The sequence below is a fragment of the Paenibacillus sp. FSL P2-0089 genome (assembly GCF_038595095.1).
GTDB lineage: Bacteria > Bacillota > Bacilli > Paenibacillales > Paenibacillaceae > Paenibacillus_AQ > Paenibacillus_AQ silagei.
In genome coordinates this window covers 1936472-1960505 of the sequence record NZ_CP152006.1, presented here as the reverse complement: position 1 = coordinate 1960505, position 24034 = coordinate 1936472, and the positions used below count along the sequence as shown (strand labels likewise).

General features: G+C 52.3%; 19 protein-coding genes. 11 read left to right on the top strand and 8 right to left on the bottom strand.

Translation table 11 applies throughout. The features are described from left to right. Positions 1 to 62: 62 nt before the first annotated feature. Both NST69_RS07895 and NST69_RS07890 read left to right on the top strand, forming a co-directional pair. The gene (locus tag NST69_RS07895; protein ID WP_036692768.1) at positions 63 to 395 is read left to right on the top strand and encodes a PadR family transcriptional regulator; all 333 of its coding nucleotides are present in this window, start codon (positions 63 to 65) and stop codon (positions 393 to 395) included. Continuing rightward, positions 395 to 970 (top strand): DUF2812 domain-containing protein, encoded by a 576-nt coding sequence (locus NST69_RS07890; RefSeq protein ID WP_342548936.1) that lies wholly within the window; start codon positions 395 to 397, stop codon positions 968 to 970. Before NST69_RS07895 ends, NST69_RS07890 begins: the two co-directional genes overlap by 1 nt. Positions 971 to 1491: 521 nt before the next feature. Here the strand turns inward: NST69_RS07890 and NST69_RS07885 are convergent. From NST69_RS07885 to NST69_RS07855, 7 genes are all read right to left on the bottom strand, one after another. Continuing rightward, a complete protein-coding gene (locus NST69_RS07885; protein ID WP_339313353.1) occupies positions 1492 to 2997 on the bottom strand; it encodes an alpha-glucosidase/alpha-galactosidase in 1506 nt (501 codons plus the stop codon). A 154-nt stretch (positions 2998 to 3151) separates the two neighbouring features. Further along, positions 3152 to 4048: an AraC family transcriptional regulator gene (locus NST69_RS07880; RefSeq protein ID WP_076079140.1), complete on the bottom strand. Its 897-nt coding sequence runs from the start codon at positions 4046 to 4048 to the stop codon at positions 3152 to 3154. 255 nt (positions 4049 to 4303) lie between these two features. After that, positions 4304 to 4963: a Type 1 glutamine amidotransferase-like domain-containing protein gene (locus NST69_RS07875; RefSeq protein ID WP_342548935.1), complete on the bottom strand. Its 660-nt coding sequence runs from the start codon at positions 4961 to 4963 to the stop codon at positions 4304 to 4306. A 105-nt stretch (positions 4964 to 5068) separates the two neighbouring features. Beyond that, complete coding sequence (locus tag NST69_RS07870) at positions 5069 to 7249, bottom strand: methyl-accepting chemotaxis protein (RefSeq protein WP_342548934.1); 2181 nt, start codon at positions 7247 to 7249, stop codon at positions 5069 to 5071. 120 nt (positions 7250 to 7369) lie between these two features. Further along, positions 7370 to 8218: a sugar ABC transporter permease gene (locus NST69_RS07865; protein WP_340942434.1), complete on the bottom strand. Its 849-nt coding sequence runs from the start codon at positions 8216 to 8218 to the stop codon at positions 7370 to 7372. After that, positions 8215 to 9528, bottom strand: coding sequence for an ABC transporter permease subunit (locus NST69_RS07860; protein WP_342548933.1), 1314 nt, complete (start codon positions 9526 to 9528; stop codon positions 8215 to 8217). The genes NST69_RS07865 and NST69_RS07860 overlap by 4 nt, the downstream gene beginning before the upstream one ends. A gap of 101 nt (positions 9529 to 9629) precedes the next feature. Further along, positions 9630 to 10964: a maltose ABC transporter substrate-binding protein gene (locus NST69_RS07855; protein ID WP_036721401.1), complete on the bottom strand. Its 1335-nt coding sequence runs from the start codon at positions 10962 to 10964 to the stop codon at positions 9630 to 9632. An 854-nt stretch (positions 10965 to 11818) separates the two neighbouring features. On the opposite strand from NST69_RS07855, the gene NST69_RS07850 reads away from it, so the two are divergent. The 5 genes from NST69_RS07850 (at position 11819) to NST69_RS07830 (ending at position 20353) form a co-directional block, all read left to right on the top strand. Next, positions 11819 to 13567 carry an alpha-glycosidase gene (locus tag NST69_RS07850; protein ID WP_342548932.1) on the top strand — a complete coding sequence of 583 codons (1749 nt, stop codon included), beginning with the start codon at positions 11819 to 11821 and terminating at the stop codon, positions 13565 to 13567. 449 nt (positions 13568 to 14016) lie between these two features. Then, on the top strand, positions 14017 to 15051 hold the full coding sequence (locus NST69_RS07845; protein WP_076079097.1) for a LacI family DNA-binding transcriptional regulator: 1035 nt from the start codon (positions 14017 to 14019) through the stop codon (positions 15049 to 15051). Positions 15052 to 15476: 425 nt separating this feature from the next. Further along, a complete protein-coding gene (gene pgmB, locus NST69_RS07840; RefSeq protein WP_342548931.1) occupies positions 15477 to 16139 on the top strand; it encodes a beta-phosphoglucomutase in 663 nt (220 codons plus the stop codon). Positions 16140 to 16433: 294 nt separating this feature from the next. Next, positions 16434 to 17564: an IS4 family transposase gene (locus NST69_RS07835; RefSeq protein ID WP_342547723.1), complete on the top strand. Its 1131-nt coding sequence runs from the start codon at positions 16434 to 16436 to the stop codon at positions 17562 to 17564. Between the two features lie 470 nt (positions 17565 to 18034). Next, positions 18035 to 20353, top strand: a complete 2319-nt coding sequence (locus NST69_RS07830) for a glycoside hydrolase family 65 protein (protein ID WP_342548930.1) — start codon at positions 18035 to 18037, stop codon at positions 20351 to 20353. Here NST69_RS07830 and NST69_RS07825 read toward each other — a convergent pair. Then, complete coding sequence (locus NST69_RS07825) at positions 20343 to 21050, bottom strand: HAD family hydrolase (protein WP_342548929.1); 708 nt, start codon at positions 21048 to 21050, stop codon at positions 20343 to 20345. The genes NST69_RS07830 and NST69_RS07825 overlap by 11 nt on opposite strands. 63 nt (positions 21051 to 21113) lie before the next feature. On the opposite strand from NST69_RS07825, the gene NST69_RS07820 reads away from it, so the two are divergent. The 4 genes from NST69_RS07820 (at position 21114) to NST69_RS07805 (ending at position 24029) form a co-directional block, all read left to right on the top strand. After that, entirely contained in the window at positions 21114 to 21344 is a 231-nt protein-coding gene (locus NST69_RS07820; protein WP_342548928.1) for a hypothetical protein, read from the top strand. Between the two features lie 172 nt (positions 21345 to 21516). Then, positions 21517 to 22377, top strand: coding sequence for an AraC family transcriptional regulator (locus NST69_RS07815; RefSeq protein WP_342548927.1), 861 nt, complete (start codon positions 21517 to 21519; stop codon positions 22375 to 22377). Between the two features lie 155 nt (positions 22378 to 22532). After that, positions 22533 to 23378, top strand: a complete 846-nt coding sequence (locus NST69_RS07810; protein ID WP_342548926.1) for a DegV family protein — start codon at positions 22533 to 22535, stop codon at positions 23376 to 23378. 336 nt (positions 23379 to 23714) lie between these two features. Continuing rightward, a complete protein-coding gene (locus NST69_RS07805) occupies positions 23715 to 24029 on the top strand; it encodes a helix-turn-helix domain-containing protein (RefSeq protein ID WP_339310606.1) in 315 nt (104 codons plus the stop codon). Positions 24030 to 24034 lie beyond the last annotated feature (5 nt).

Here is a 24034-nt window from a genome sequence, read left to right as displayed (position 1 = left end):
ATGATACACAGGAAATTTCCGGTCTGTGAAATGAAGCTCAAAGATACGCGATAAGGAAGGTGATGGCATTGTCCGGCAACAATGAATACGGGGCGCTGACCGAAGGCGTCTATTATATCCTCTTGTCCCTGCTCACCCCGATGCACGGCTACGGGATTATGCAGAACGTGAAGCTGCTGAGCAATCAGCGTGTGGAGCTGGGTGCAGGCACGTTATACGGGGCGTTAAGCACACTTGTAGAACGAGGCTGGATCAAGCTGCTGGCTGGCGGAGAAGATTCCCGCAAGAAGGAGTATCAGATTACGGAGCTAGGCAAATCGATCGTCCAGAGTGAAATGACAAGGCTTGACGAGTTGCTCACTAATGGAAGAAAACTACTGGGAGGCGAAGTGTAATGAGTCAGGTGGTGCGCAAATTTTTCATGGATTTCGAGAAGGAAGAAGCGTGGCTGAATGAAATGTCGGCCAAGGGATTGGCCCTGGTGGAGCATTCTTGGGCCCGTTATGTGTTCGAAGAGAGCGCTAAGGGGGAGTATATTAACCGGATTGAGCTGCTGGAGAAGGACCCGAAGGAGGCGGCAGGCTACTTGCAATTCATGGAGGAGACCGGAGCCGAGCGGGTGCCATCCGGGACCCCTACCAAGGCCAATCGTGCCTTCATGAACCAACGCTGGGTGTTCTTCAGAAGGAAGGCCTCGGAAGGCCCCTTCCAGATCTATACCGATGCAGATTCCAAGATCAAGCACTATCAGAGAATCTATAAAGTCTATCTGTCCCTCGCGTTCATGGAGCTGATCATCGGCTCCTTAAATCTCATGCTGATTATGCTGAACACTTCTTCTAACATCTACAAAATCAACCTCGTCGTGGGAGTGTCCGTTATCATTCTGGGCCTGTTCTTCATCTGGCTCAGCCTGCCTATCCGCCGCAAGATCGCGCGGCTGCAGCAGGAGAAGCTGATTCGGGAGTGAGGAACTGCTTTACAATCTCGCAAACCAACGGAAATAGTAGAATTAATACTCCTGCGGGCTAACCATAGCTACAGCATCCACAACCACTGCAGATAACAAGTGGATTAATGCAGCTTAATTCTTCAACGTTTGACGATTATAGGGAACTAAGTGGAAAAACAGCATCTGCTATTGCCGATTTGGCTGCTACCGGGAGAGGTATGAATATTTAATTGTTGTTTTTCCAACTCTTGCCGGAGTATCGTCTATTTATTGGTTAGCAAGTGCCCAATATCCACCTATTTCCCCCATCACAGCAAGGGGAGCCGTTTTTCGCATACATTTGGCCCGCGTGCCTGCTCTCCAGCACATTGTGTTCGGTTTTTCGCACACACATACACCCGGACCCTGCGCGCTCGCCCCACACCTCTACCTACGCCAAAATAAAGGGCTATCCCAAGCAGTCATCATGACTTTTGGGACAGCCCTAATTCCAATATTTCTTCACTCCGGTAGACTTATGCTTACTCTACCTGCTCCGCTTACTGCACCTTCTCGCGGTCCTTGCCCTTGTCGGATTCCCCGGCGTTCTTGTTCGCGGCCTCGCGGTCCTGCATCATCTCGTCTACTGACTTCACCTTGAGCCGGGCGGCGCCTTCGTTGCCGGCATTCGTCGGGATCAGGTCACCGGAGGCAAGGCGTTCCTTCGCTTCTGCAATAGCTGCGCTGTACTGCGGCAGCCACTGTTCTCCGGCCACCAGCATCTCGTCAACCATCTGCCAGATCTCCTTCGGATTGCAGACGGCGCCGACCAGCGGGTCCATCATGAACGCCTGGCGCAGCAGCTTGTCGTCTCCATGCACAGCTGCTTCTACCGCCAGGCGCTGCACAGAGATGCTGACGTTGCAGACCGCCGCCGGTCCAAGCGGCAGGTCACCGACCAGCGGCATCGAGATGCCGTTGCGGTCCACGTAGCCCGGCGCTTCAATAATGGCATCATCCGGCAGATTGGAGATCACGCCGTTGTTCACCATGTTGAAGTGGCCTCTGTACACACGCCCTGTCTCCAGCCCTTCGATAATAAACGAGCCATGCTCCTCGCCCCGCTTCTCCGGGATGTACTCCAGCGCCGGGTCCTTCATCCAGTTCGGAAAGTCCGTCTCGAACCAGTTACGGCCTTCCGTGCAGACCCGCAGGTAGCCGCCCGTCTCCCCGTTGATCCATACGCCCAGATCAATCCAGTCCATGATCTCGCTCGGGCGCTTGCGGTACCAGGGCACATATTCGCTCAGGTGACCGTTCGATTCCGTGCTGTAATAGCCGAAGCGGCGGAGCATATCAATCCGTACCTTCTCGGTACGGCTGTACTCAGGATGCTTCTCGAAAGCCTCGAGCAGACCTGCCGTCAGATCCTTGCCTTCATGCTTCGCAGAGATATACCAGGTCTGGTGATTGATCCCGGCACAGATAATGTCCACCTGCGATTTCTCCAGGCCGTACACCTGAGCGATTTGCTGATGTCCATGCTGTACGCCATGGCAGAGCCCGATGGTCTGCACACCGCCGTATTTATTACAGGCCCAGGTCAGCATAGCCATCGGATTCGAGTAGTTCAGAAGCAATACATCCGGCGCAGCTGTCTCACGGATATCACGGCAGATCTCCAGCATCTCCGCAATCCCGCGCTGCCCGTACATAATCCCGCCTGCGCACAGCGTATCTCCTACACACTGATCCACGCCATACTTCAGCGGAATATCCACATCGGTAGCGAAGGCCTCAAGGCCCCCCATACGAATAGTACAAAATACGTACTTGGCCCCCTTGAGCGCTTCCCTGCGGTCCGTAGTAGAAGAGATGGTGATATCCAGACCATTCTCCTTAATATCCCGCTGGCACAGCTCTGTGACCATGTCCAGATTATGGCTGTTTATATCCATGAACGAAACTTCGATATTACGGAATTCCGGCACAGTCAGCAGGTCGCGCAGCAGTCCGCGGGTGAACCCGATACTGCCTGCCCCGATAAAGGTTACTTTAAAAGACATAATAATCATCCTCTCCGGCAATGAGTTATTGACTCCTGTCCATTGTAACAAGGGGACTGCCGGAAGCGTAACCAATATCATGACCATTTTGCGGGTAACCTGTCAAGAATCCTAACTTTCTATACGCCATACCCTTCCCCGGTTGAACACAAAACTATCCTTCACTCCAGTAATGGCGTTCGATAGAGTTGCGGTATTCGATAGGAGTGCAGCCTGAATATTTCTTGAATAACAGATGAAAATACTGCCTGCTGCTGATCCCCACATAGTCGGCAATCTCCGCTACCGGAATCTCCCCCTGTCCCAGCAGCATCCGGGCCTTCTCCATACGCAGCTGGTTCAGGTAGTCCGTCAGGGTCTGCCCTGTGTGCGTTCGGAAGATGCGATGCAGATAACCCGGGTGAACATTCACGGAGAGAGCAACCTCCTTAACCTGAATGCTCCGGTCATAATTCTGGTGCAGGAACTCGATGGCCCGCCGCACGTAGAGCTGTGAGGGCTGCTGGCTGGACGGGAGCGACTCCATGCGCAGCCGGGCCAGACGCAGCAGCAGCTCCGCGAAAAGCAGATGCACCATGCTGCTCCCCTTCCGCCCGCGTTGATCCAGCTCCAGCACCAGCGCCTTCAACACATGGAAAACCTCCTCCTGATCGGACAACACCAGACTATCGAACGGATGCCGCAGCAGCTCTGCCAACACCTCCTCCTCCCGGGCCAAGCTGCCAATGGACGGAACTACTCCCCCATATTCGGTAAAAGCAAATTCCACATTTAGCATCCGGCATGAGGAGCCTTCTTCCACAATCAGCCGGTGCGGCACCTCCGCATCCAGCAGAATCATCTCTCCCCGCTTCAGCCGGAAGGGCGTATCGCCGCCCGCTTCATCCCGCACCTCCACTACACAGCTGCCCGAGATAAGATACATGATCTCCGTGGAGTTGTGATGATGGTAAGCCATCGTATAATTGCTCCATTGCTTATAATAGTAAGCCAGAAAGTGCGGGCTATAATCCCGCTCCAGCAATCCCTGCTCAAAAAGACTCCCGTTCATCTCCGCCACACCGCCTGCCTCCCCTCTGCCAGTAACGATAGCACAAGTGTATCGCTTGAGCGCAGGCAGGACAAGAAGCGAGTTGCCCCCTTCCCCCATCCACAAGCCTACGCACCCCTCGCCAGCCGATTGTGATCGGTTTTCCGATTACATTCCGCTTACATGCCTTCATACCAGTCTGGAGCTTACATGTCCAGGTTCCCCGGCGCAAAAAAAGAGCAGAAGGCCCGCGCCCTCTGCTCCCGTTCATCATCTTCAATGAATCTTTGTCAATATTCCATTCACCAGACTGTACACCCCGCCGCCCTCTATCTCTTCGGGCTGTCCATTCAGCAGGTAGATGCCGGTCTCTTCGTCAATTCCGTAATTCGGCAGCTCCCCGAGGGTACGGACCGCTGTCCGTAAATGCTCCTCCTCATCCCACTGGGTGAAATGGACAGATAGCAGCAGATCAGGAATCAGATTGAGGCCCTTGCGGTGTTTGAATTGTCTGCTCTCATTATCCTTGGCGGAAATTACACAGCGCTCCGGGCTAATCAAGGCTCCTGCCGAGAAGCCGGTAACCGGCACACCGGACTCATACCGCTGCCGGATCACCTCCCCGATAGCGGTATCCACAATGAGGTCGGCATACAGATCCGTATCCCCGCCTCCGATAAAGATCCCGCCGCAGGCCCGGAGGCTCTCTATAGCTGTCTCCACCGCTGTGGATTTCAGCGGCAAATAACGGATCTCGGATATCCCCGCGTCAACCAGCGGCTGCATATAAGCAGGCATATAGTCCGGCCAGTCTTCCCTTTCTTCAAATAACACAGCGACAGGTTCTGTAGCTGCTGTCATCGTGCTTACGAACCTCCGTGCCAGTCCACGGGTAAACGGAGGACCGCCGCCGTTCAGAAATAAATGCTTGTCCATGACATCACCTTCAGTACTCAAGATATCCTGCATCTTACCTCATCCATCTTATAGAAAAGCGCAGGTTCCCGCAATACGCTTCCCACCCGCTCCCCCTTCATACCTTCAGCCCTGAAAAGAAATCATCGACTGCTTCAGCTGCTCCGCCAGCTCCTCCAGCCTGTGCGACAGGGCGACCAGCTCCCTGCTGACTGTGAATTGCTGTGAGGACATGGACGCCACCTCTTCCGTAGAGGCGCTGGTCTGCTGCACTACCGAGATCACACTCGCCATGGATTGTCCCAGCTGCTGCTGGTATTCGGCCAGCTCGGAGACCGCCGCCGAGGATTGGTTCAGAACTCCGCTGAACACCTCCATCTCGGCCCTCACACTCCCGAAGATGAGCGAGGATTCCCGGACCGAGGCCAGCTGGCTGTGGAACATCGGTGTAGCCTCACTCACAACCTTGACCGTGTTCTCGATATGGCCGCTGATCTCCTCGGTAATCCGGGTGACGGAGGCAATCGACTCGCTCGACTGATTGGCCAGCCCTCTGATCTCATTGGCAATGACTATGAAGCCTCTCCCGGCGGCGCCTGCGCGCACGGCTTCAATTGAAGCGTTCAGCGCCAGAATATTCGTCTGCTTGTTCATCGCAATCATCGGGGAGAGAATGCTGCGGATCAGCACCGTGCTATCCCGCAGCATGGCTGAATTCTCCTGAATCAGGTCCATCAACTTCAGCACATCCTCACTCTGCGATACCAGCTTCTTCATCCGCTCCGCTCCCTGGTCACTGACCTCCATGACCTTCTCAGCGGAAGCGGCCATCACTGCATTCCTTTCTGCTACTTCGCTGGTCTTGCCGCCCATCAGCTCTACCTTGGCATTGCTGCTCTCGGCCTCGGCTGCCAGACTGGCGGCTCCCCCGGCGATTTCGCCGGTAGCAGTTGCGACCTCACTGGCCTGGCCGCTGATCGCGCCGGAAGCGGCAACGAGCTGCTCCGAGGTCACCAGCACTTCAGCAGCCGAGTTGCTGCTCTGCCCGGCCATCCGGGAGATCTGCTCCATCATCCGGTTAAAGCTGTGGCCCAGCCGTCCGATCTCATCCCGGCCCTTGAAGCTGGTCCGCACCTGCAGATTGCCCTGCTCGCCCTCTTCCATCAGCCGGGCCAGCTTGCCAAGCGGACGGCCGATCAGCAGCACCAGAACATAGCCAATGATCAGAGCAATCAAGGCTGCAGCCAAGACTACCAGCAAGGTAATATAGAGCAGCCTGTCGGCCGATTTGGTGAAATCGCTCACCGGCGCATAACCCAGCAGCGTCCAGTCCGCTGTACTCAACGGCTGGTAGACTACCAGCTGCGCACTCCCCTGCTCATCCCCGGCTGTGAAGGACCGCTTCCCGCTCTCCCCTTGCCGTGCTCCGGCCGGCTCTTGTCCCTCATTCTCCCGTTTTCCGGTCAGCTCCCGCTCCTCACTCTTCACTGCCCCAGGCAGCTTCTGCTCCTCACCCTTTTGCACTCCCGTCAGCGCCCCGTCCTTTAACGCTCCAGTATGTATGTAAGAAGCCTGCCCGAGCAGCGCATTGTCCGCACCGTAGACAATCCGGCCTAACTGATCGAGTATGCGGATCTCTCCGGCCAGCCCGATATGCAGGTTGGACAGCACATCTGTCAGTGCCTGCCCCTTCACCTCGATCAGCATATAATACTCTGCCGCCGGATTCTGAATATTCCGCAGCAGACGGCCCATCGTCATAGCGGACTCGCTGTACGCGTCGAAGAAGCCTTTAGCCCGGACGGGGAACCAGACCGGATTGCCTTTACCGTTATCAATCTCCTTCATCCGGGCCAGGATGCCTTCATCACTGCGCACTCCGCTAATCCCCGTCGATTTGTAGGATTCGGCATCCACCATGCTTCTTGCGACCAACCGGACTCCGAGCAGCCGCTCATCCGACCCTCTGACGGAGTCCAGCTTGCGGCGTATCCGGTCCTCTGCGGCTGACCTTGCAACCGTACCGGCGGACGGGCGATTAACCGTCTCCATATCAGCCTTTAACGCCGGATCTACAGCGAATTGCCTGGAGAGCGCTTCATATTCAGCGAACAGGAAATCCAGCTTGTCCGCCGCCTGGACAATGGACTGTGAGGAGGCAGCTGCCACCTCATCGGTAATGATCCCTTTTGCCGCATAATAGGAGGTTAAGCCCAGAACTGAGGACAACAGGACAATAGTACAGAACAGAATTACGAATAACTTGACGCCAACCGAGCTAAAATTAATGAATCGCCGCCGTTTCACTACACTCTCCCCTTATCATGCAGATTACGATTTCTCCTCCATAAAAGAAAGGTGCAGCCCCTCAGAACTGCTTCAAGGCCGCACCCGTTATTCGTACATACATGGTCTAATTACTATTTTCTACCCCTTGCTTGCCCCCGCCGTCAGGCCGTCAACCAGCAGACGCTGCAGGAAGGCAAAGAGAATCATTATGGGTACAGAGATCAGCACGGCTCCCGCCGCGAACAGCGTGAAGTTGGAATTCTGCATCGTATTGACCATATCCCACATCCCCACGGCAACCGTCCAGTTCTCCTTGGTCCGCAGAATCAGCTTGGCGAAGATGAAATCGACCCACGGGCCCACAAACAGGGTCAGCGCTATATAAGTAATCATCGGACGGGATAAAGGCAGAATAATCCGGGTAAAAATCCCGAAGTTGCTCGCCCCGTCAATCCGCGCGGCTTCATCCAGCGAACGCGGAATCGTATCCAGGAACCCCTTGGCGATCAGCGTTCCTCCAAGCGGCGCTCCGGCCGCATAGACAATAATCAGCGCCAAATGGGTATCCAGCAGATTGAACTCCTTCAGCAGCAGATAGATGGCAATCATGCTCATGAAGCCCGGGAACATCCCAAGAATCAGCAGTGTGGACATGGTGGTCTTGCGGCTTTTGAACCGGAACCGGGATAAGGCATAGCTGGTCAACAGCGTCAGCACCACCCCGATCAGCATCGAGAACACCGCAATCTTAAGCGTATTCCCATACCAGGTTCCAAACATATAGACCGGTGAGGTGAACAGCTCCTTATAGTGGGCGAGGGTGAATGTCTCGGGAATCAGCGTCTTGCTGTACAGGGATTTACCCGGCCGGAACGAGGCAAGCAGGATCCAGAGTGCCGGATAGATTGCAGCAACCGCCAGTGCAACAAGAACGATATAGCTTAAGCAGAGACGAATAAAATTCGCTGCCTTGCGTCCGATGATCATTGAATCATATCCTCCTCTTGGAACGATTTGGTCCGGCGGTAATTGTACAGGGAGAACCCGGCAACAATGATGAACAGAATAATGCCGATCGCAGACGCCATATTATTCTTGTTCTGATCCAGCGTCAGCTTATATAGCCAGGTAACAAGCAGATCCGTCGAGCCGGCGTACTGGTAGTTCCCGTTCACCGGGTTCCCTCCTGTCAGCAGGAAGATCGCATTGAAGTTGTTGATGTTCCCGGCGAACTGCATAATCAGCGTAGGTGCGGTAGAGAACAGAATCATCGGCAGGGTAACGATACGGAATTTCTGGTAATTAGTCGCGCCGTCCACCTCAGCCGCCTCATACATATCGCGGGGAATCGTAGTCAGCACCCCCATAATCAGCAGCATCGATACCGGAATTCCTACCCACATGTTGACGACAATAACCGTAACCTTGGCCCAGAATGGATCAGTCAGCCAAGGCAGGCCGCCTAGTCCGAAATAGCCGAGATACTGATTGATCGGGCCGAACTGCCCGTTGAACAGGTTGCGCATCAACAGGAGCGAGATCATCTGCGGAATAGCGTAAGGAATAATCAGGAGCATTCTCCACATGCCTTTGAAGCGTATGCCTTTTTGGCTGATCAGCAGGGCAACCAGCATCCCGCCGAAATAAGTAGTTACAGTCGAAAGAACCGCCCAGATAATGGTCCAGGTAAGTACACCGTAAAAGGTATGGCTCCATGATTTCAGCACCATCAGATTGCGGAAGGTCTCGAACCCTACCCAGTCTACAAGCTTCGCCGGAGGAATGTGGTTCGGTGCAGCATAGTTGGTAAAGGCCAGCATGATCATAAAGATGATCGGCATAATGGTGAAGAACAGAATGCCCATACCCGGGAGCAGCAGGAAGCTCTGGGCGAATTTATAATCGAGGATATAACGTACAGATTGTTTAAATGTATTGGACGGACGGCCGTTTTCGCGTTCTGCTCCGATTTTATAGGCATCCCTAATATTCATATACCAGACGATCAGGAATAACACAAAGAACAGCAGGGTGATCAGGCTTTCAATCAGAATGACGATGGAATGGTCCCCGGGAACCATTTTGGCAATCCCCTTTACCTTTTCCAGACGGCTTGGAGATTCCCCGAGCGTAGTAATCCCCCAGAAGGCTCTTCCCAGATTGCTAATGAAATAGATAAGTGCCACAGCTTCTACAGCTATGAACATAAGCCCTTTGATGAATTGGCGGTTATATATTTGCCCGAGTCCCATAAAAATGGCCGACAGTATTCCAGCTCTCGCTTTGTGTCGCTGCATTTCCCTTCCGTTCTCCTCTCCGTGCGGAATCCAAGGAAACTGCCCGCCGCAGGCTATGCGGCGGGCAACTCTAATTCCACGGTAAGCTGTTGATTGTGTAGTTACTGGGCAGAAGCCCCGTTGTTCAGGTCTTTAATCTGCTCTACGGCTTTGTCCATGGCTGCCTTCGGATCAGTATTGTTATCCCAGATGGCCGGAAGTGCAGCATTCACCGGGCTCCAGACGTTCCCCATCTCAGGAATCGAAGGCATCGGCTGGGAGTTCTTCGCCTGTTCTGCGAACGCGGATACGAACTCGTCACCCGTAATCTGCGGATCTTTCAGCGCTTCGAGGTTCGTCGGCACGGAGCCGACCAGCTTGTTAAGTGTCAGCTGCGAATCTTTGCCGGAAGCAAAGTGTGCATAGAGTTTAGCCGCATTCGGATACTGAGTGTAGGCGTTGACGGTGAAAATTTTGATCCCGGAGAAGGTAATGGCGGTTTTGCCGTCAATAGTAGGAACCGGAGCAATTCCGAGGTTGTCGCCCAGCGCTTCTTTATATCCCGCAAGCTCCCAAGGTCCTGTAATATCCATGGCGACATCACCGCTGTTGAACAGGCTGCGCTTGATGTCTGGGTTGATGTCACCGCTCTTGATCGGCAGGACTTCCTTCAGCTTGGCAAATTCAGTCAGGCCTTTGATCGCACCTTCATTGTTCAGGCCGATATCGTCCTTGTCGGTACCGTCTTTGCCGAACAGGTAACCTCCGGTAGTGGCGATGAACGGATAGTTGAAGTACATGTTGCCTACTTCCCACATAATGCCGTAACGGTTCTTGGCTTTATCCGTGAACGTTTTGCTGAAGGCAATGACGTCATCGAAGGATTTGGGAGCTTCTTTGACCAGAGACTTGTTGTAGAACAGCGCATAGGTCTCCGCCGCTCTCGGATAGCCGTACAGCTCGCCGTCATAGGAAGAACCCACGATGGAAGCCTCAGTGTTCTCCGCCTTGGTCTGTTCTGCAAAAATATCATTAGGGAGCAGCAGACTCGCGCTTGCCGCCTTGCCGAGATTATCATGAGGAATGATGATGACGTCCGCAGCCAGGCCGGAAGGGCCATCCTGGGTGAGCTTGCCAACCTGATCCGGCGGGGCTACCTCTTCAATTTTGACCGGAACGTTATACTTGGCAGTGAACTGCTTCGCAACTTCTTCAGCGAACTGTCTTTCTTCCTTACTCTCCCAGATCACAAGTGAAGCGCCCTCTTCCGGGACGATCTCACCTGCTGCCGGTGCGTTGTCGCTGCCTGCCCCCGCATTATCGGTAGCTGCTGCATTATCCGCAGGAGCATTAGTCGCTGCCGCATTTCCTCCGGCATTGTTGTTTGAGCCGCACGCCGTAATTGACATTGCCATCGAGCACGCTGCGGTGAGAACCATAAGTTTTTTGAGATTCATTCCTTTTAACCCCTCCTGTGTGTGTATATCACTTGATTTGACGATGATGCTTCTTTGACTTAACGATGATGCTCTTACTTTGCGCAAACGATTTCAGAGGATTCAAAAAAAATTCTGCTTTCTCCAATTGCCTCTTCCAAATACGTTATACCCGGTTTAGAAAGCGCTTCATTCCTGAATCCATAATACATCAGCTAACTCGCAGTTGTAAAAACGTTTGCACATAGTAAATTCAATAGAATTCAGCCATTTATTATGGATAATGTTACCTTTACTCTTTTTATCGCATGATTTCTTTAAATAACTTGGATATACTTCGGTTTAAAAATTATTTTCTGCATTTTTTGTCGTATTTAGACGAATATTGTTTTATAATTGCTAAATATTATCAATTTACAGACTTTGGAAATCGGTTTCCCCTTCCTAAAACTTTGTGCAACTGTTTGTACAAACCTCTTGAACCTCATTTTGTTCCGTGCTATAATCCAAACCATCATGAAACACCTCATTCTTCACCAATCTAAAGGCACTGTCCCTTCTCGGGTACAACCTCGGCGTAATCTAACCGGCGGTTGTGCCTTTTTGTTGTGTGCAGAATCGGGTGCGTAATCTATATAAATTGAACTACTGGTTTTTATGTTTTGGGATTAGCCGTGACTCCAGAGAAGTTTTGGACTTCCGGCCGCTGTTGTCTGCAGATTTCATGATTTATACCGCTGTTCGCGGTCGAAATCCGCAGACAAAGGCGGTCGCTATCGCTCCTCCAGTTCCAAAATTCCCCTCCGCCACTTTTCCCTTAACTTAATTTTTTAAGTTCAATCTATATAGCCAAACTAAATCTAGGAGGAATTAATATGTTATTAGAAGCCGTGTATCATCGTCCCCGTCTGAACTGGTCGTATGCCTATGATCACAACACCATCCACCTGCGGCTGCGTGCCAAGAAGGGGGATCTGACCGAGGTCTTCGCCTGGGCGGGTGATAAATATGCCTGGGACACCACCAAGGAATTGATCCCGATGACCCTGTTCACTTCCGATGCAATGTTCGATTACTGGGAATGCGAATCGGTTCCGCTCTACCGCAGGCTGAAATATGGCTTCCTGCTGCAGCAGGGCCAAGAACGGATCTGGATGACAGAGAGTGATTTCCAGAAGGAGCGTCCCGCGAACCCCAACCGGCTGTTTGAATTCCCCTACATAAGCCGCGGTGATGTCTTCACGCCTCCGGCCTGGGTCAAGGATGCGGTGTTTTATCAGATTTTCCCGGAAAGGTTCGCTAACGGCAATCCCGGCATAAGCCCTGCTAATGTGGAGCCTTGGGGCGGAACCCCCCGGCCGGATAATTTCTTCGGCGGAGATCTGCAGGGTGTCATAGATCATCTCGACCATCTGACGGAGCTGGGCATTACGGGCATTTATTTCACACCGGTCTTCACTGCCACCACCAATCACAAATATGACACGGAGGACTATATGCAGGTCGATCCGCATTTCGGTGATGTGGACACGCTGAAAAGATTGGTCGATGCTTGTCATGAGCGCGGCATCCGTGTGCTGCTGGACGCGGTCTTCAACCATGCGGGCCGTACCTTCGCCCCGTTCGTGGACGTACTGGAGAAGGGCGAGGATTCGGAGTATAAGAACTGGTTCCATATCAGGGAATATCCGCTCCAGGTCGTGAACAATATTCCAACCTACGATGCCTTCGCCTTCGAGCCGCTGATGCCGAAGCTGAACACAGAGCATCCTGAGGTGAAGGAGTATCTGCTGAAGGTTGCCGAGTATTGGATCAAGGAGGTCGGCATCGACGGCTGGCGTCTGGATGTGGCCAACGAGGTGGATCACGAATTCTGGCGTGATTTCCGCAAAGTCGTAAAGCGTGCCAATCCCGAGGCTTACATTCTGGGCGAGATCTGGCATGAATCAGCCCCTTGGCTGGAAGGCGACAAATTCGATGCCGTCATGAACTACCCGTTCACAGACGCGGTGCTTGACTTCTTCGTCTACGGAACGCTGGATGCGGAAGGCTTCGCCCATTCGATCGGCAGACAGCTGTCCCGGTATCCGCTCCAGGCCAGTGAGGTCGCCTTCAATCTGCTGGACAGCCATGATACTGCGCGTCTGCTGACTGTAGCCGAGGGCGATAAGAACGTCATGAAGCTGGCTGCACTGTTCCAGTTCACCTTCATGGGCACGCCCTGCATTTACTACGGGGACGAGATCGGAATGGATGGCGGAGGCGACCCGGACTGCCGTAAATGTATGGAGTGGGACCCGGAGCGGCAGGACCGCAATTTATTCAATTTTTACCGTAAGCTGATTGAGATCCGCGGCAGCCATCCGGCGCTGCGCACCGGACGCTTCACCTTCCTTGAAGCCGCAGCCGGGGGCAGCAAGCTGGCCTACGAGCGCAGTCTGGGTGATGATCTGATTATCGTACTGATTAATACGGAGGAGACGGTGCAGACCTTCCGGCTGGACGTTCAGGAACGCAATTGGGAGAACCTGTGGACCGGCGAAGCGATCCATGCCGAACGCGGCAAGCTGTCATTGAGGCTACCGGCATACGGCTTCGCTGTGCTTCAGGCCAATATGTCCTAAACTCTGATCGGTTTCTTATGGGCTGATTCAGAACATTTTGGCGCAAACGTTTGTAGAATGAAATAGAGCTACTACTTAGTACAGGACACAATAGAATTAATTCTGTTGTGTCCTCTATATAATGAGTATTTATAGGTGTCTGCTGAAATTTTCGAACCAGCTAATCTTCCGGAAAAGTAATGTTCAACTGCTTACTTTTTAGAGATTGATAAGCCAAACTCTACTCTATTTGCACTAATTTTGCACAAAATCCCCTTGTTCATTGCACAGATTTGCATACCCCTCTGCTCCACTTCCAGATTCACAATAGCTTAAGCCGTATCGCAGTGTAGTGCTCAGAACGTAGAAGCCACGGGGATTACGCCCTATGCGAGGTTTCACTATTTACAATCATCCCCACTTCGATTAATATTACTGTGTAAAGCAAACGGTTCCATTAGGAGGTTTCTATGACAGTTACCATTAAGGACGTTGCCAAGAAAGCGGGGGTCTCACCCTCCACGGTGTCCCGGGTGTTGTCAGGCCATCCCAGAATCAGCTTAGAAACTTCCCGTAAGGTCAAAGTGATTATGGAAGAAATGGGCTACACCCCGAATATGATGGCCAAAAGTCTGGTATCCAAGACCACTAACAGCATCTGCATCATTCTTCCGAAACCGGCTGAAGAGCTGTTCTCCAATTTGTTTTTTATGGAATTAATCCGCGGGATCGTCACTCAGTCTAGCCGTTCCGGCTATGATGTGCTGATCAGCTCCGGAGCGAACGAGAAGGAGGAGCTTGAAGCTGTCTCCCGTCTGCTCAAGGGACGCCGCGTGGACGGCGTTATTCTGCTGTATTCCCGAAAAGACGATGCGGTGATCGATTTCCTGCAGTCGGGCGGTTATCCCTTTGTCCTGGTGGGACGGAGCGACCGCTACGAGGATATTCTGTCAGTGGACAATGATAATATCATGGCCGCCTATGATGCGACGAATCATCTCATCTCCATGGGGCATGAACGCATCGGCTTCGTCAGCGGGCCGCCGAACCTCATCGTCTCGCGCGACCGGCTGGAGGGTTACCGCAAGGCCATGCAGGGCAAGGGTCTGGAAATGAAGGATGAATGGATCGTTGAAGGCGAATTCCTGCAGGACAGCGGCTATAGGGCGATGTCCTTCTTCATGAATCTTCCGAACCGTCCGACAGCGCTTGTCGCGGTGGATGATATGGTCTCATTCGGGGTACTCCGCGGATTGAACGAGCTGAAGTACAAGGTCCCTGAGGATCTGGCGATTGTCAGCTTCAACAATATCCCGCTTTCCGAGCTGTCCAGTCCTCCGATCAGCAGCATTGATATCGGGATTTATCATCTTGGCTATACGGCCTCTCAGGTGTTGATCCAGAACATTCAGAAGCCGGATAATCAGGACGGATATACGAATCGTTTTGTCATTCCCCACCGTCTAATCGTACGGGAGTCCTCTATGCATGCTCCGGGAAATTAAGGCATGTACAAGAAAATGAATGAAGCAGAGTTACGCTTCATTTATTTTTTGGAACTTTGTACAAACGTTTGCGCTAAAGTTCAGAATGTTGCTGGTAGGGGGATTCCCGCCTGCGGCTACTGGCGGTGAGGCTGGGGCTGATACACACTTTTTTAGTTTTCACTGTTCGGCCCTCGTGTGAATAGGAATTGTTGCACATTTTGCAGGAATTCCACCAGCAGGGCACGATTCGCAGAGAAATGTTGCATATTTTGCAGGATTCTTGCCCAGTTGGCACCCAGCTTTCACCGATTGTTGCATTTTGTGCAGGATTTCCGCCAGCGGGGCATGATTCGCAGAGAAATATTGCATATTTTGCAGGATTCTTGCCCAGTTGGCGCGATAACCACATCTAATTGTTAACTAATCATATTAGGAGGTTCAACATGTCAGATATCAAAGCCTGCCTGTTCGATCTGGACGGTGTTCTCGTGGACACTGCCCGGTATCACTATATTGCCTGGAGGGAGCTGGCCGAAGAGCTTGGATTTGTCTTCACAGAGCAGGATAATGAGCGGCTCAAGGGCGTCAGCCGGGCTGCTTCGCTGAATATTCTGCTGGAGATCGGCGGCATCACACTTGCTGAAGACGAGAAAGCCCGGCTGGCCGAGCAGAAGAATAACCGCTATGTCGAGTATATCGCCAAGATGGACAGCTCGGAGATTCTGCCCGGCGCCCTGGACTTTCTGCAGGAATGCCGGACCGCCGGCATCAAGGTAGCCCTCGGCTCCGCCAGCAAGAACGCCATGACCATCCTGAACAATACCGGCCTGACCCCATACTTCGATGCCATCATCGACGGCACGCATACCAGCGCGGCCAAGCCTGACCCGGAGGTCTTCCTGCTCGGGGCGCAGGCGCTGGACACCGCTCCCGCACACTGCGTCGTCTTCGAGGATGCCGCTGCCGGTATCCTGGCCGCTTCCCGTGCCGGTATGCGCAGCGTGGGCATAGGCTCACCCGAGACGCTAGGCGGAGCCACACTAGTTGTCCCTTCCCTGCGGCAGCTCACTGTTGCCACACTGAAGGAATCTTTTGCTACTGCATGACGAATAGTAACAGAGCCTGAGCCTAGCCGTAAGCCCTTCTGCTCAAGCGGCATCTCTAGTCCGCCGGACAACCTAACTGTACTTTGTACAACTATATTGCCAATTTATCCCCCGGTTATCGGCTTAGTTGTACTTTGTACAATTATGCTATCCCTTTTAAGCTGATATGACCTTTTAGGGCAGATTTAGTTGTACAGACTATAAGCGTGTTGATTTCCAAAAAAAGGGACAAGAAAGGCCGCCATTTCGGGTAATGGTAAGTACGACCAAACCAAACCGAAATGAGGCGACCTCATGAATAATAATACCCCATTCCTGGCCGTGTTCAAACAAGTATTAACTCCGGAAGAAGTCGAAATGGTGACTGGGCAAACCAAGAACTACGAGGATACAGGAATCAAAATGACTGTCGGTGTGTTGTTCGACTACTTTATCCAAGCCTGCTACCACAAATGGGATGGCTTTCGTCAAAGTGCTCGGGTGGGCTCGAACTACGATTTGCCCAAGGTTCATTACTCCACTCTTTCGGGCAAAGCCGGTGAAGTGCCTTACGATATCTTCAAGCGTTTGTTTCAAATGCTCGTCCAGAAATGTAACCGGCAAACCCGGCGGCACTTGAATCTGCCTAAAGATCTTCTGCTTATTGACTCTACGACAGTTACGGCGGCAAACTCCCGTATGTCTTGGGCTCCGTATAAAAAATTCAGAGGAGGTATCAAGCTGCATGTGGCCTTCTCGCATGGACAGCATTCACCCGTGAAGGTGGTCGAATCGATTGCCCGGCGCAATGACGCTCCATTTGGAGAAGTCTTGGCCGATAAGGACTACCTTCTAGTCCAGGATCGGGCATATGGAAAAATCGGTCGATTGGATCAATATGTGCAGCAAGGTCAGTCCTTTGTGATTCGTTTGAAAGACAATCTCCACTTGGTGTTGCCGCGAAAACGTCATCGACCGGCAGAGGGAGACACCAAAATTGTACGCGATATCACCTGTTATATCGGTCAAGGGAAACACCAATCCGCCCAGCGCCACCGCGTCGTTGAATTTGAAAATGACCGGGGCGAAGTCGTACGGGTCGTCACTGATTTGAGAAAAGAGTCCGCTCACGTGATTGCTGAAATTTACAAAGCACGCTGGGAGATTGAAGTCTTTTTCCGCTGGGTGAAACAGCATTTGAATGTCCCTTGTCTGTTTGGAACCACCGAAAATGCAGTGTATAGCCAATTGTTTGTGGCCCTTACCGCGTATGTGCTTCTAAAATACATTTTTGATGAAATTCATCCGAAGGTACCGGTCTTTGCTAAGCTGACTCTATGGGAATTTATGCAGTACTGGCGTATATTTAATCTTCCGCTGGAGTGGCAGGTTCAGCTTAATCAGCTCAGGCGTAAAGAACATTTAGGTGTTTTTGTCATCCCATAATATGGGTAATCAACACGCCTGTACAGACTACAGTTAAACGACTCAAGTCCCTCTAATCGCAACTTTTTAATGCACAGAATACAACTAACTCTAAGTCTGAACCTCTGAGCTTCGCTCATGGTGCAGAAAGCGTCAATTACTCCCTGCACTCATCCGTTCAGATCATCCGTTCAGATCATCAGTTTAGATCATCAGTCAGAGCGGATGCTGCACTTGCATCTTCTACCCTACCATCAGTAAAAGAACGGTGTGTGAAATCTCCTAGGTGCGTGATCAGCGCAGAAAGCGAAAGGAATGTGCAGAAGCGCCAGCGTTCGCCTTTGTCCCCGGATGCTGACCTTATAGCTTGAATACAGGCATCCGGGGACAACAGCGATCGTAACATCCTTTCGCATTCGGAGCGGCCTGCACGTACCGGCAAGACTGAGGCACACGGTTCATTTCATATCCCCCTTAAAGGAGCCAAAATCATGAAACAATACTTAACAATCAACGAATGGTCCATTATCGAAGAATCCTTTGATCCGCAGACTCAGGAAATATCCGAAAGCGTATTTAGTATCGGGAACGGATACATGGGCGGCCGAGCCAACTTCGAGGAGCAATACAGCGGGCACAGCCTGCAAGGCAGCTACATGGCCGGGGTCTATTACCCTGACAAGACACGGGTCGGCTGGTGGAAGAACGGGTACCCGGAGTATTTTGCCAAAGTGCTGAACAGCACCAACTGGATCGGAATTAACATCGAGCTGGACGGGACCCCGCTGGATCTGGCTACATGCACAGTTACAGAGTTCCGCCGCGTACTCAATATGAAGGAAGGCACGCTCTCACGCAGCTTCACCGCAACCACTCAAGACGGCAAAATCGTTAAGGTTGAGAGCATCCGCATCGTCAGTATGGTCCGTCAGGAGATCGGGGCGATCCGCTATTCGCTCACTCCGCTCAATTTTGCAGGGAATATTACCGTAACCCCTTACCTGGACGGCGATATCAAGAACAAGGACTCCAACTATGACGAGAAGTTCTGGAACGAAGTGGAGAAGAAGGCCGGACCAGAAGGCGGACATTTGACCCTGAAGACCAAAAAGCTTGATTTCCATGTCACCTCCGCCTTCGTCTTCGACATTCTGCTGAATGGGGAGCCGGTTGCGGCCGAAGCAGAGGTACTGGAGCAGGACAAATATGTGGGCAGTACAGTGAATGTTCCGGTACAATCCGGCGAACAGCTGGTTATTTATAAGTATGCTGCGAATGTTACCTCCCGCAATTACGGGCTGGGACAGCTCGTAGATGCCGCCGGGTCGGCACTGCAAAGTGCGCGGGAGGCGGGGTTTGTGGCGCTTTTGACAGAACAGGCTGCGGCTTGGGGCGACAAGTGGAAAGAGAGCGACATTATTATCGAGGGTGATGTGTCGGCGCAGCAGGCGATCCGGTTCAATATTTTCCAGCTGAATCAGACGTATACGGGTGAGGATGACCGGCTCAACATCGGGCCGAAGGGCTTCACCGGGGAAAAATACGGCGGCAGCACCTACTGGGATACGGAAGCTTATTGTGTGCCGTTCTATCTCAGTACCGCCGACTCCGCGATTGCCCGCAATCTGCTGATCTACCGCTACAAGCACCTGGAGAAGGCCAAGGAGAACGCCCGTAAGCTCGGCTACCGCAAAGGCGCGCTCTATCCGATGGTCACGATGAACGGTGAGGAGTGCCACAACGAGTGGGAGATTACGTTCGAGGAGATTCACCGCAACGGCGCGATTGCCTATGCCATCTATAACTATGTGAATTATACCGGCGACAAGGCTTATCTGGCTCAATACGGCCTGGAGGTGCTGGTGGAGATTGCGCGCTTCTGGGAGGAGCGTGTGAACTATGTGGCGCATAAGGACAAATACGTGATGCTGGGCGTCACCGGCCCGAATGAATACGAGAATAACGTCAATAACAACTGGTACACGAACCGGATGGCCGCCTGGACGATGGAATACACGCTTGAGGCTCTGGCCTATGTGCAGGAGAATGAGGGTTCGCGTTACGCTGAGCTGGCCGACAAGCTGGAGCTGCTGGAGAGTGAAACGGCCAAGTGGAGTGAGATTATCGGCAAAATGTACTATCCCGCTGACGAGGAACGCGGAATCTTCCTCCAGCAGGACGGCTTCCTTGACAAGGAGATCATTCAGGTCAAGGATGTGCTGCCGGAGAACCTGCCGCTGAACCAGAAATGGTCATGGGACCGGATTCTGCGCTCCTGCTTCATCAAGCAGGCAGATGTGCTTCAGGGACTCTACTTCCTCGGCGACCGCTATGATCTGGAGACCAAGAAGCGCAACTTCGACTTTTACGAGCCGATCACCGTGCATGAGTCCTCCCTCTCCCCTTGCATCCATTCCATTCTGGCCAGTGAGCTGGGCTACAAGGAGAAGGCGTATGAGATGTACCTGCGGACCTCACGCCTGGATCTCGACAATTACAATAACGATACGGAGGACGGCTGCCATACAACCAGCATGGCGGGTACATGGATGTCCGTTGTTCACGGCTTCGGCGGACTTCGCGTGCTGAACGACCGGCTGGTTCTGAACCCGTCTAACCCCGGACACTGGACCTCTTATTCGTTCAAAATCATGTTCCGCGGCTCGCGGCTAAAAGTGACCGTGACCGATGCCCAGGTTACCGTCAGCAACGAAACCGAGGTTCCGGCAGCCCTCACCATTCACGGCAAGGAATATACGGTGAATGGACTGGGTAGCGTTAGTGCCGGGGGCGCTTCCGTCACGGTGTAAGCTTATCAGCCCCGAAGATGTATGGCTTCTTCGGGGCTTTTTTCAATAAGAGCTCCACTAATTCTGCCAAATCATCAATAACTGCATCCGCTTCGGCCACTGTGACAAACTGTTGATTCCGTTTCCAGACGGCCTTCATTCCCGCTTCGCGGCTTGCCCGAATATCGTTATCCGGATGATCGCCAACAAAAAGAGCATTGCCCGCGTCTACACCTAATCTTGTTAATGCACGATGGAAAATAGCCGGATCTGGCTTGCGGAGTCCTTCCCATTCGGAGATAAGCACCTCATCGAATAAATGCCCGATGTTCAATGCCTTGAAATTATCGTATTGAAATTGACCATAACCGTTCGAGATTAGCGCAATCTTCAGATCATGATTCTTCAGCTCAGTAAGCATACTTAATAAATTCGGGAAGCCTGTACAGTGTTGCTGGAAGTTGTATAAGTAATCATCCAATAGCAAGTTCCAGTCTATATTCCGAATAGAGAACTCTTGTATGATCTGTTGATATACTTTGTCCTTCCACAGGTAACCGTGATTATCAAGCTCGATAAAGCGCTGAACAAACAAATCATGATCAACAATCTGAAGCTCCGGGTAACGCCTGTATTGATCTTGTACGAACTTTAACAGGGATGTATCCCGGTCTAGCAATGTTCCATCCAGATCAAAAAGAACCGCTTGAATTGTCAATCCAATCCCTCCATTCCCTTGCAACCTATAAACCTAATATACCATGGTAATGGAGCTACATTTATGAAAAGAACCTTTTGGAAAGAAGCCGTAGTCTACCAGATCTGCCCGCGCTACACCGAGATTAATGGGGAGCAGGCACTGGCTGATGCGGACTCCGTTTTTTACTATTATAAGCAGTTGATTAAGCTGCGCAAGCAGCATCTTATTATGGTCTATGGCGATTATGAGCTGCTCTTGCCGGAGCATGAATATATCTATGCCTATACCCGCACCCTGGAAGGTGAAAAGTGACTAATCCTAGAGCCTGCCGGATCGGGTAGTCTAACGAATGCTGACAAACCCCTTCAAGTATGACATCATAGGTGGATAGGACGCAGGCAGAACCCTGTCATGAATGAGCAGATAATAACAGGAACATCTGTGCGGTGGTATGATAGGATGATTTCAGAAGGAGATGGGGAGCTTGGAATGGCTGATCCGAATGAAGAATGCACTGGACTATATGGAGCTGAAAATGACTGAAACGCTGCGCATTGAGGAAGTGGCTGAGGTGGCCTTTGTCTCACCGTTCCACTTCCAGCGCATGTTCAGTATGCTGACCGGCTTCACCGTGGCCGACTATATCCGCAAGCGCAGATTGACGCTGGCCGCCCAGGAGCTGGCCGTGTCCAAGGTCCGTGTGCTGGATGTGGCGCTGAAATACGGTTACGACTCGCCGGAGTCCTTCGCCAAGGCGTTCCGCAAAGCCCATGGGATTACCCCCTCGGAAGCGCGTAAGTCCGGCGTACAGCTCAAAGCCTTCCCCCGCATCTCGTTCCACCTATCATTGAAGGGAGATCAGGACATGGACTACAAAATCGTGGATAAACCAGCTTTTACCGTCATCGGCAAATCAATAGAGGTAACTACCCGGGACGGGGAGAATCTCCGGAGAATCCCGCAGTTCTGGGACGAATGCAATGAGGACGGCACTTCCGATAAGTTGCTCGAGCTTGCGTCTTCCCGCGAATGGCTTGGCATCTGCACGGATATGGATATGAAAAAGGAACAGCTTACCTACTGGATCGGGGTGGAAGGAACGCCGGAGACAGATGCACAAGGGTATGAGACCACTGTTGTTCCGGCCGCCAGCTGGGCAGTCTTCCGGTCCGAGGGTGCTTTGCCGCATGCCATTCAAGGAGTCTGGCAACGCATTTTCCAGGAATGGTTCCCGGGAACCGGCTACGAGCATACCGGCGGCCCTGAGATCGAGTTATACCCGCCCGGCGATACGAGATCAGAGGACTATGTCTGTGAAGTATGGATTCCGGTGATGAAGAAATAAGAACAGTGCTGATATTTGGGGAACGGCTTCGCTGTCTGCTTGGACAGTGGAGCTGTTTTTTTGTTTTGAGATTCTTCCCAAGCTTGGTATAATAAATAGATTATAGTTTTCATAATCTAGTGTATTCTCATCCGAGATCGGTGAAGGAGATATTCATGTCTATCGTAAAAATCTTTTCAGACAGCACTTCCGATTTGCCGCAAGGCTGGAAGGACACATATGATATCGGCATTGTGCCGTTATATGTAGTTTTTGAGAACGGTACCTTCAAGGACGGGGTCGAAATCACCCCCGAGGAGGTCTACCGCCGGGTTGCTGCGGGCGGTGCCCTGCCTAAGACCGCTGCACCTTCCCCTGCTGATTTCATCGCCGCGTTTCAGCCGGTGATCAGCAGCGGCCATGATATTGTCTATATCAGTCTATCCTCTGCTCTATCTTCTACATATCAGAATGCTCTACTGGCAGCGGGTGAATTCCCGGAGGGCCGGGTGCATGTCGTAGATTCTGAGACCTTATGCGGCGGAATCGCGCTGCTGGTCATGAAGGCTGCACGTGCCGCAGCCGCAGGCGAGAGCGCTGCCAACATCGCAGCAATGATTACCGAAGCCCGTAACCGGGTAGAATCGGAATTCGTTGTCGATACTCTGGACTACTTATACATGGGTGGCCGCTGTTCTGGGATGCAGAACTTTATCGGCAGCCTGTTGAAGATCCGTCCGGTCCTCCGGCTGGTGGACGGAGCCATTGTCCCCGTTGCCCGCATCCGCGGCAAGAAGGAGAAGGCCGTGGAACAGATGCTCCACCATGCGCTGGCGAATGCCGCCGATATGGACAAGGAGCTGCTCATTATTGCCCATACGCTGGCAGAAGAGGATGCCAAGATGCTGGAGACCGCGCTGCGCGCGCAGACTGATGTTAAGGAAATCGCCGTCATTCATGCCGGCTGCGTCATCGGGAGTCACTGCGGACCTGCTACGGTAGGTCTGATGTATATGCGCTAGAGTGGGTGGGCCCACACAATACATTTGGGCCCACTTGCCATAGCGCCAGTACAATGTGATCGGTTTTTCCATTATATTTGGCTAACTTGCCTCACGATTGCACAATGTGATCGGTTTTTCGATTACATTTGGCTCACTTGCCTCACGATAGTGCAATGTAATCGGTTTTTCGATTACATTTGGCTCACTTGCCTCACGATAGTGCAATGTAATCGGTTTTTCGATTACATTTGGCTCACTTGCCTCACGATAGTGCAATGTCTCCACAGCCCCCTAAAGAAGTTGGAGTCCTCCCCCACAAAAATGTAGACTAGATATAGGAGGAGGATGAACGGTATGGGACACTTAACAGGAACAAGAGAGAAGGCAGCGCAAGAGGTGTTGTCTGGCATTAAGGCAGCGGTGGTTGCCCGCAAGTATGGGGTGACCCCATCGACGGTGAATCAGTGGGTGAGGGACTACCGAGAGACCCATGGGGAACAAGATCATCCGTATCCCCAGGAGCAGGTGGAGGAACTGAAGCGCCTCCTGGACGTGGAGCAGAAATACGAGAAGGCCGTCAAGATCCTCGGCGAAAAGGAGTTAGAGATCGAGATTCTGCGTGAACTGCTAAAAAAGCCAACCCCTGCTTATCCGAAAAAATCGAGGTAGCCGAC

Excerpts from the sequence above, each read along its gene's own strand:
- NST69_RS07895 (WP_036692768.1), top strand. The coding sequence starts at position 63 with ATGGCATTGTCCGGCAACAATGAATACGGGGCGCTGACCGAAGGCGTC.
- NST69_RS07890 (WP_342548936.1), top strand. The coding sequence starts at position 395 with ATGAGTCAGGTGGTGCGCAAATTTTTCATGGATTTCGAGAAGGAAGAA.
- NST69_RS07885 (WP_339313353.1), bottom strand. The coding sequence starts at position 2,997 with ATGTCTTTTAAAGTAACCTTTATCGGGGCAGGCAGTATCGGGTTCACC.
- NST69_RS07880 (WP_076079140.1), bottom strand. The coding sequence starts at position 4,048 with ATGAACGGGAGTCTTTTTGAGCAGGGATTGCTGGAGCGGGATTATAGC.
- NST69_RS07875 (WP_342548935.1), bottom strand. The coding sequence starts at position 4,963 with ATGGACAAGCATTTATTTCTGAACGGCGGCGGTCCTCCGTTTACCCGT.
- NST69_RS07865 (WP_340942434.1), bottom strand. The coding sequence starts at position 8,218 with ATGATCATCGGACGCAAGGCAGCGAATTTTATTCGTCTCTGCTTAAGC.
- NST69_RS07860 (WP_342548933.1), bottom strand. The coding sequence starts at position 9,528 with ATGCAGCGACACAAAGCGAGAGCTGGAATACTGTCGGCCATTTTTATG.
- NST69_RS07855 (WP_036721401.1), bottom strand. The coding sequence starts at position 10,964 with ATGAATCTCAAAAAACTTATGGTTCTCACCGCAGCGTGCTCGATGGCA.
- NST69_RS07850 (WP_342548932.1), top strand. The coding sequence starts at position 11,819 with ATGTTATTAGAAGCCGTGTATCATCGTCCCCGTCTGAACTGGTCGTAT.
- NST69_RS07845 (WP_076079097.1), top strand. The coding sequence starts at position 14,017 with ATGACAGTTACCATTAAGGACGTTGCCAAGAAAGCGGGGGTCTCACCC.
- pgmB (WP_342548931.1), top strand. The coding sequence starts at position 15,477 with ATGTCAGATATCAAAGCCTGCCTGTTCGATCTGGACGGTGTTCTCGTG.
- NST69_RS07835 (WP_342547723.1), top strand. The coding sequence starts at position 16,434 with ATGAATAATAATACCCCATTCCTGGCCGTGTTCAAACAAGTATTAACT.
- NST69_RS07830 (WP_342548930.1), top strand. The coding sequence starts at position 18,035 with ATGAAACAATACTTAACAATCAACGAATGGTCCATTATCGAAGAATCC.
- NST69_RS07820 (WP_342548928.1), top strand. The coding sequence starts at position 21,114 with ATGAAAAGAACCTTTTGGAAAGAAGCCGTAGTCTACCAGATCTGCCCG.
- NST69_RS07810 (WP_342548926.1), top strand. The coding sequence starts at position 22,533 with ATGTCTATCGTAAAAATCTTTTCAGACAGCACTTCCGATTTGCCGCAA.
- NST69_RS07805 (WP_339310606.1), top strand. The coding sequence starts at position 23,715 with ATGGGACACTTAACAGGAACAAGAGAGAAGGCAGCGCAAGAGGTGTTG.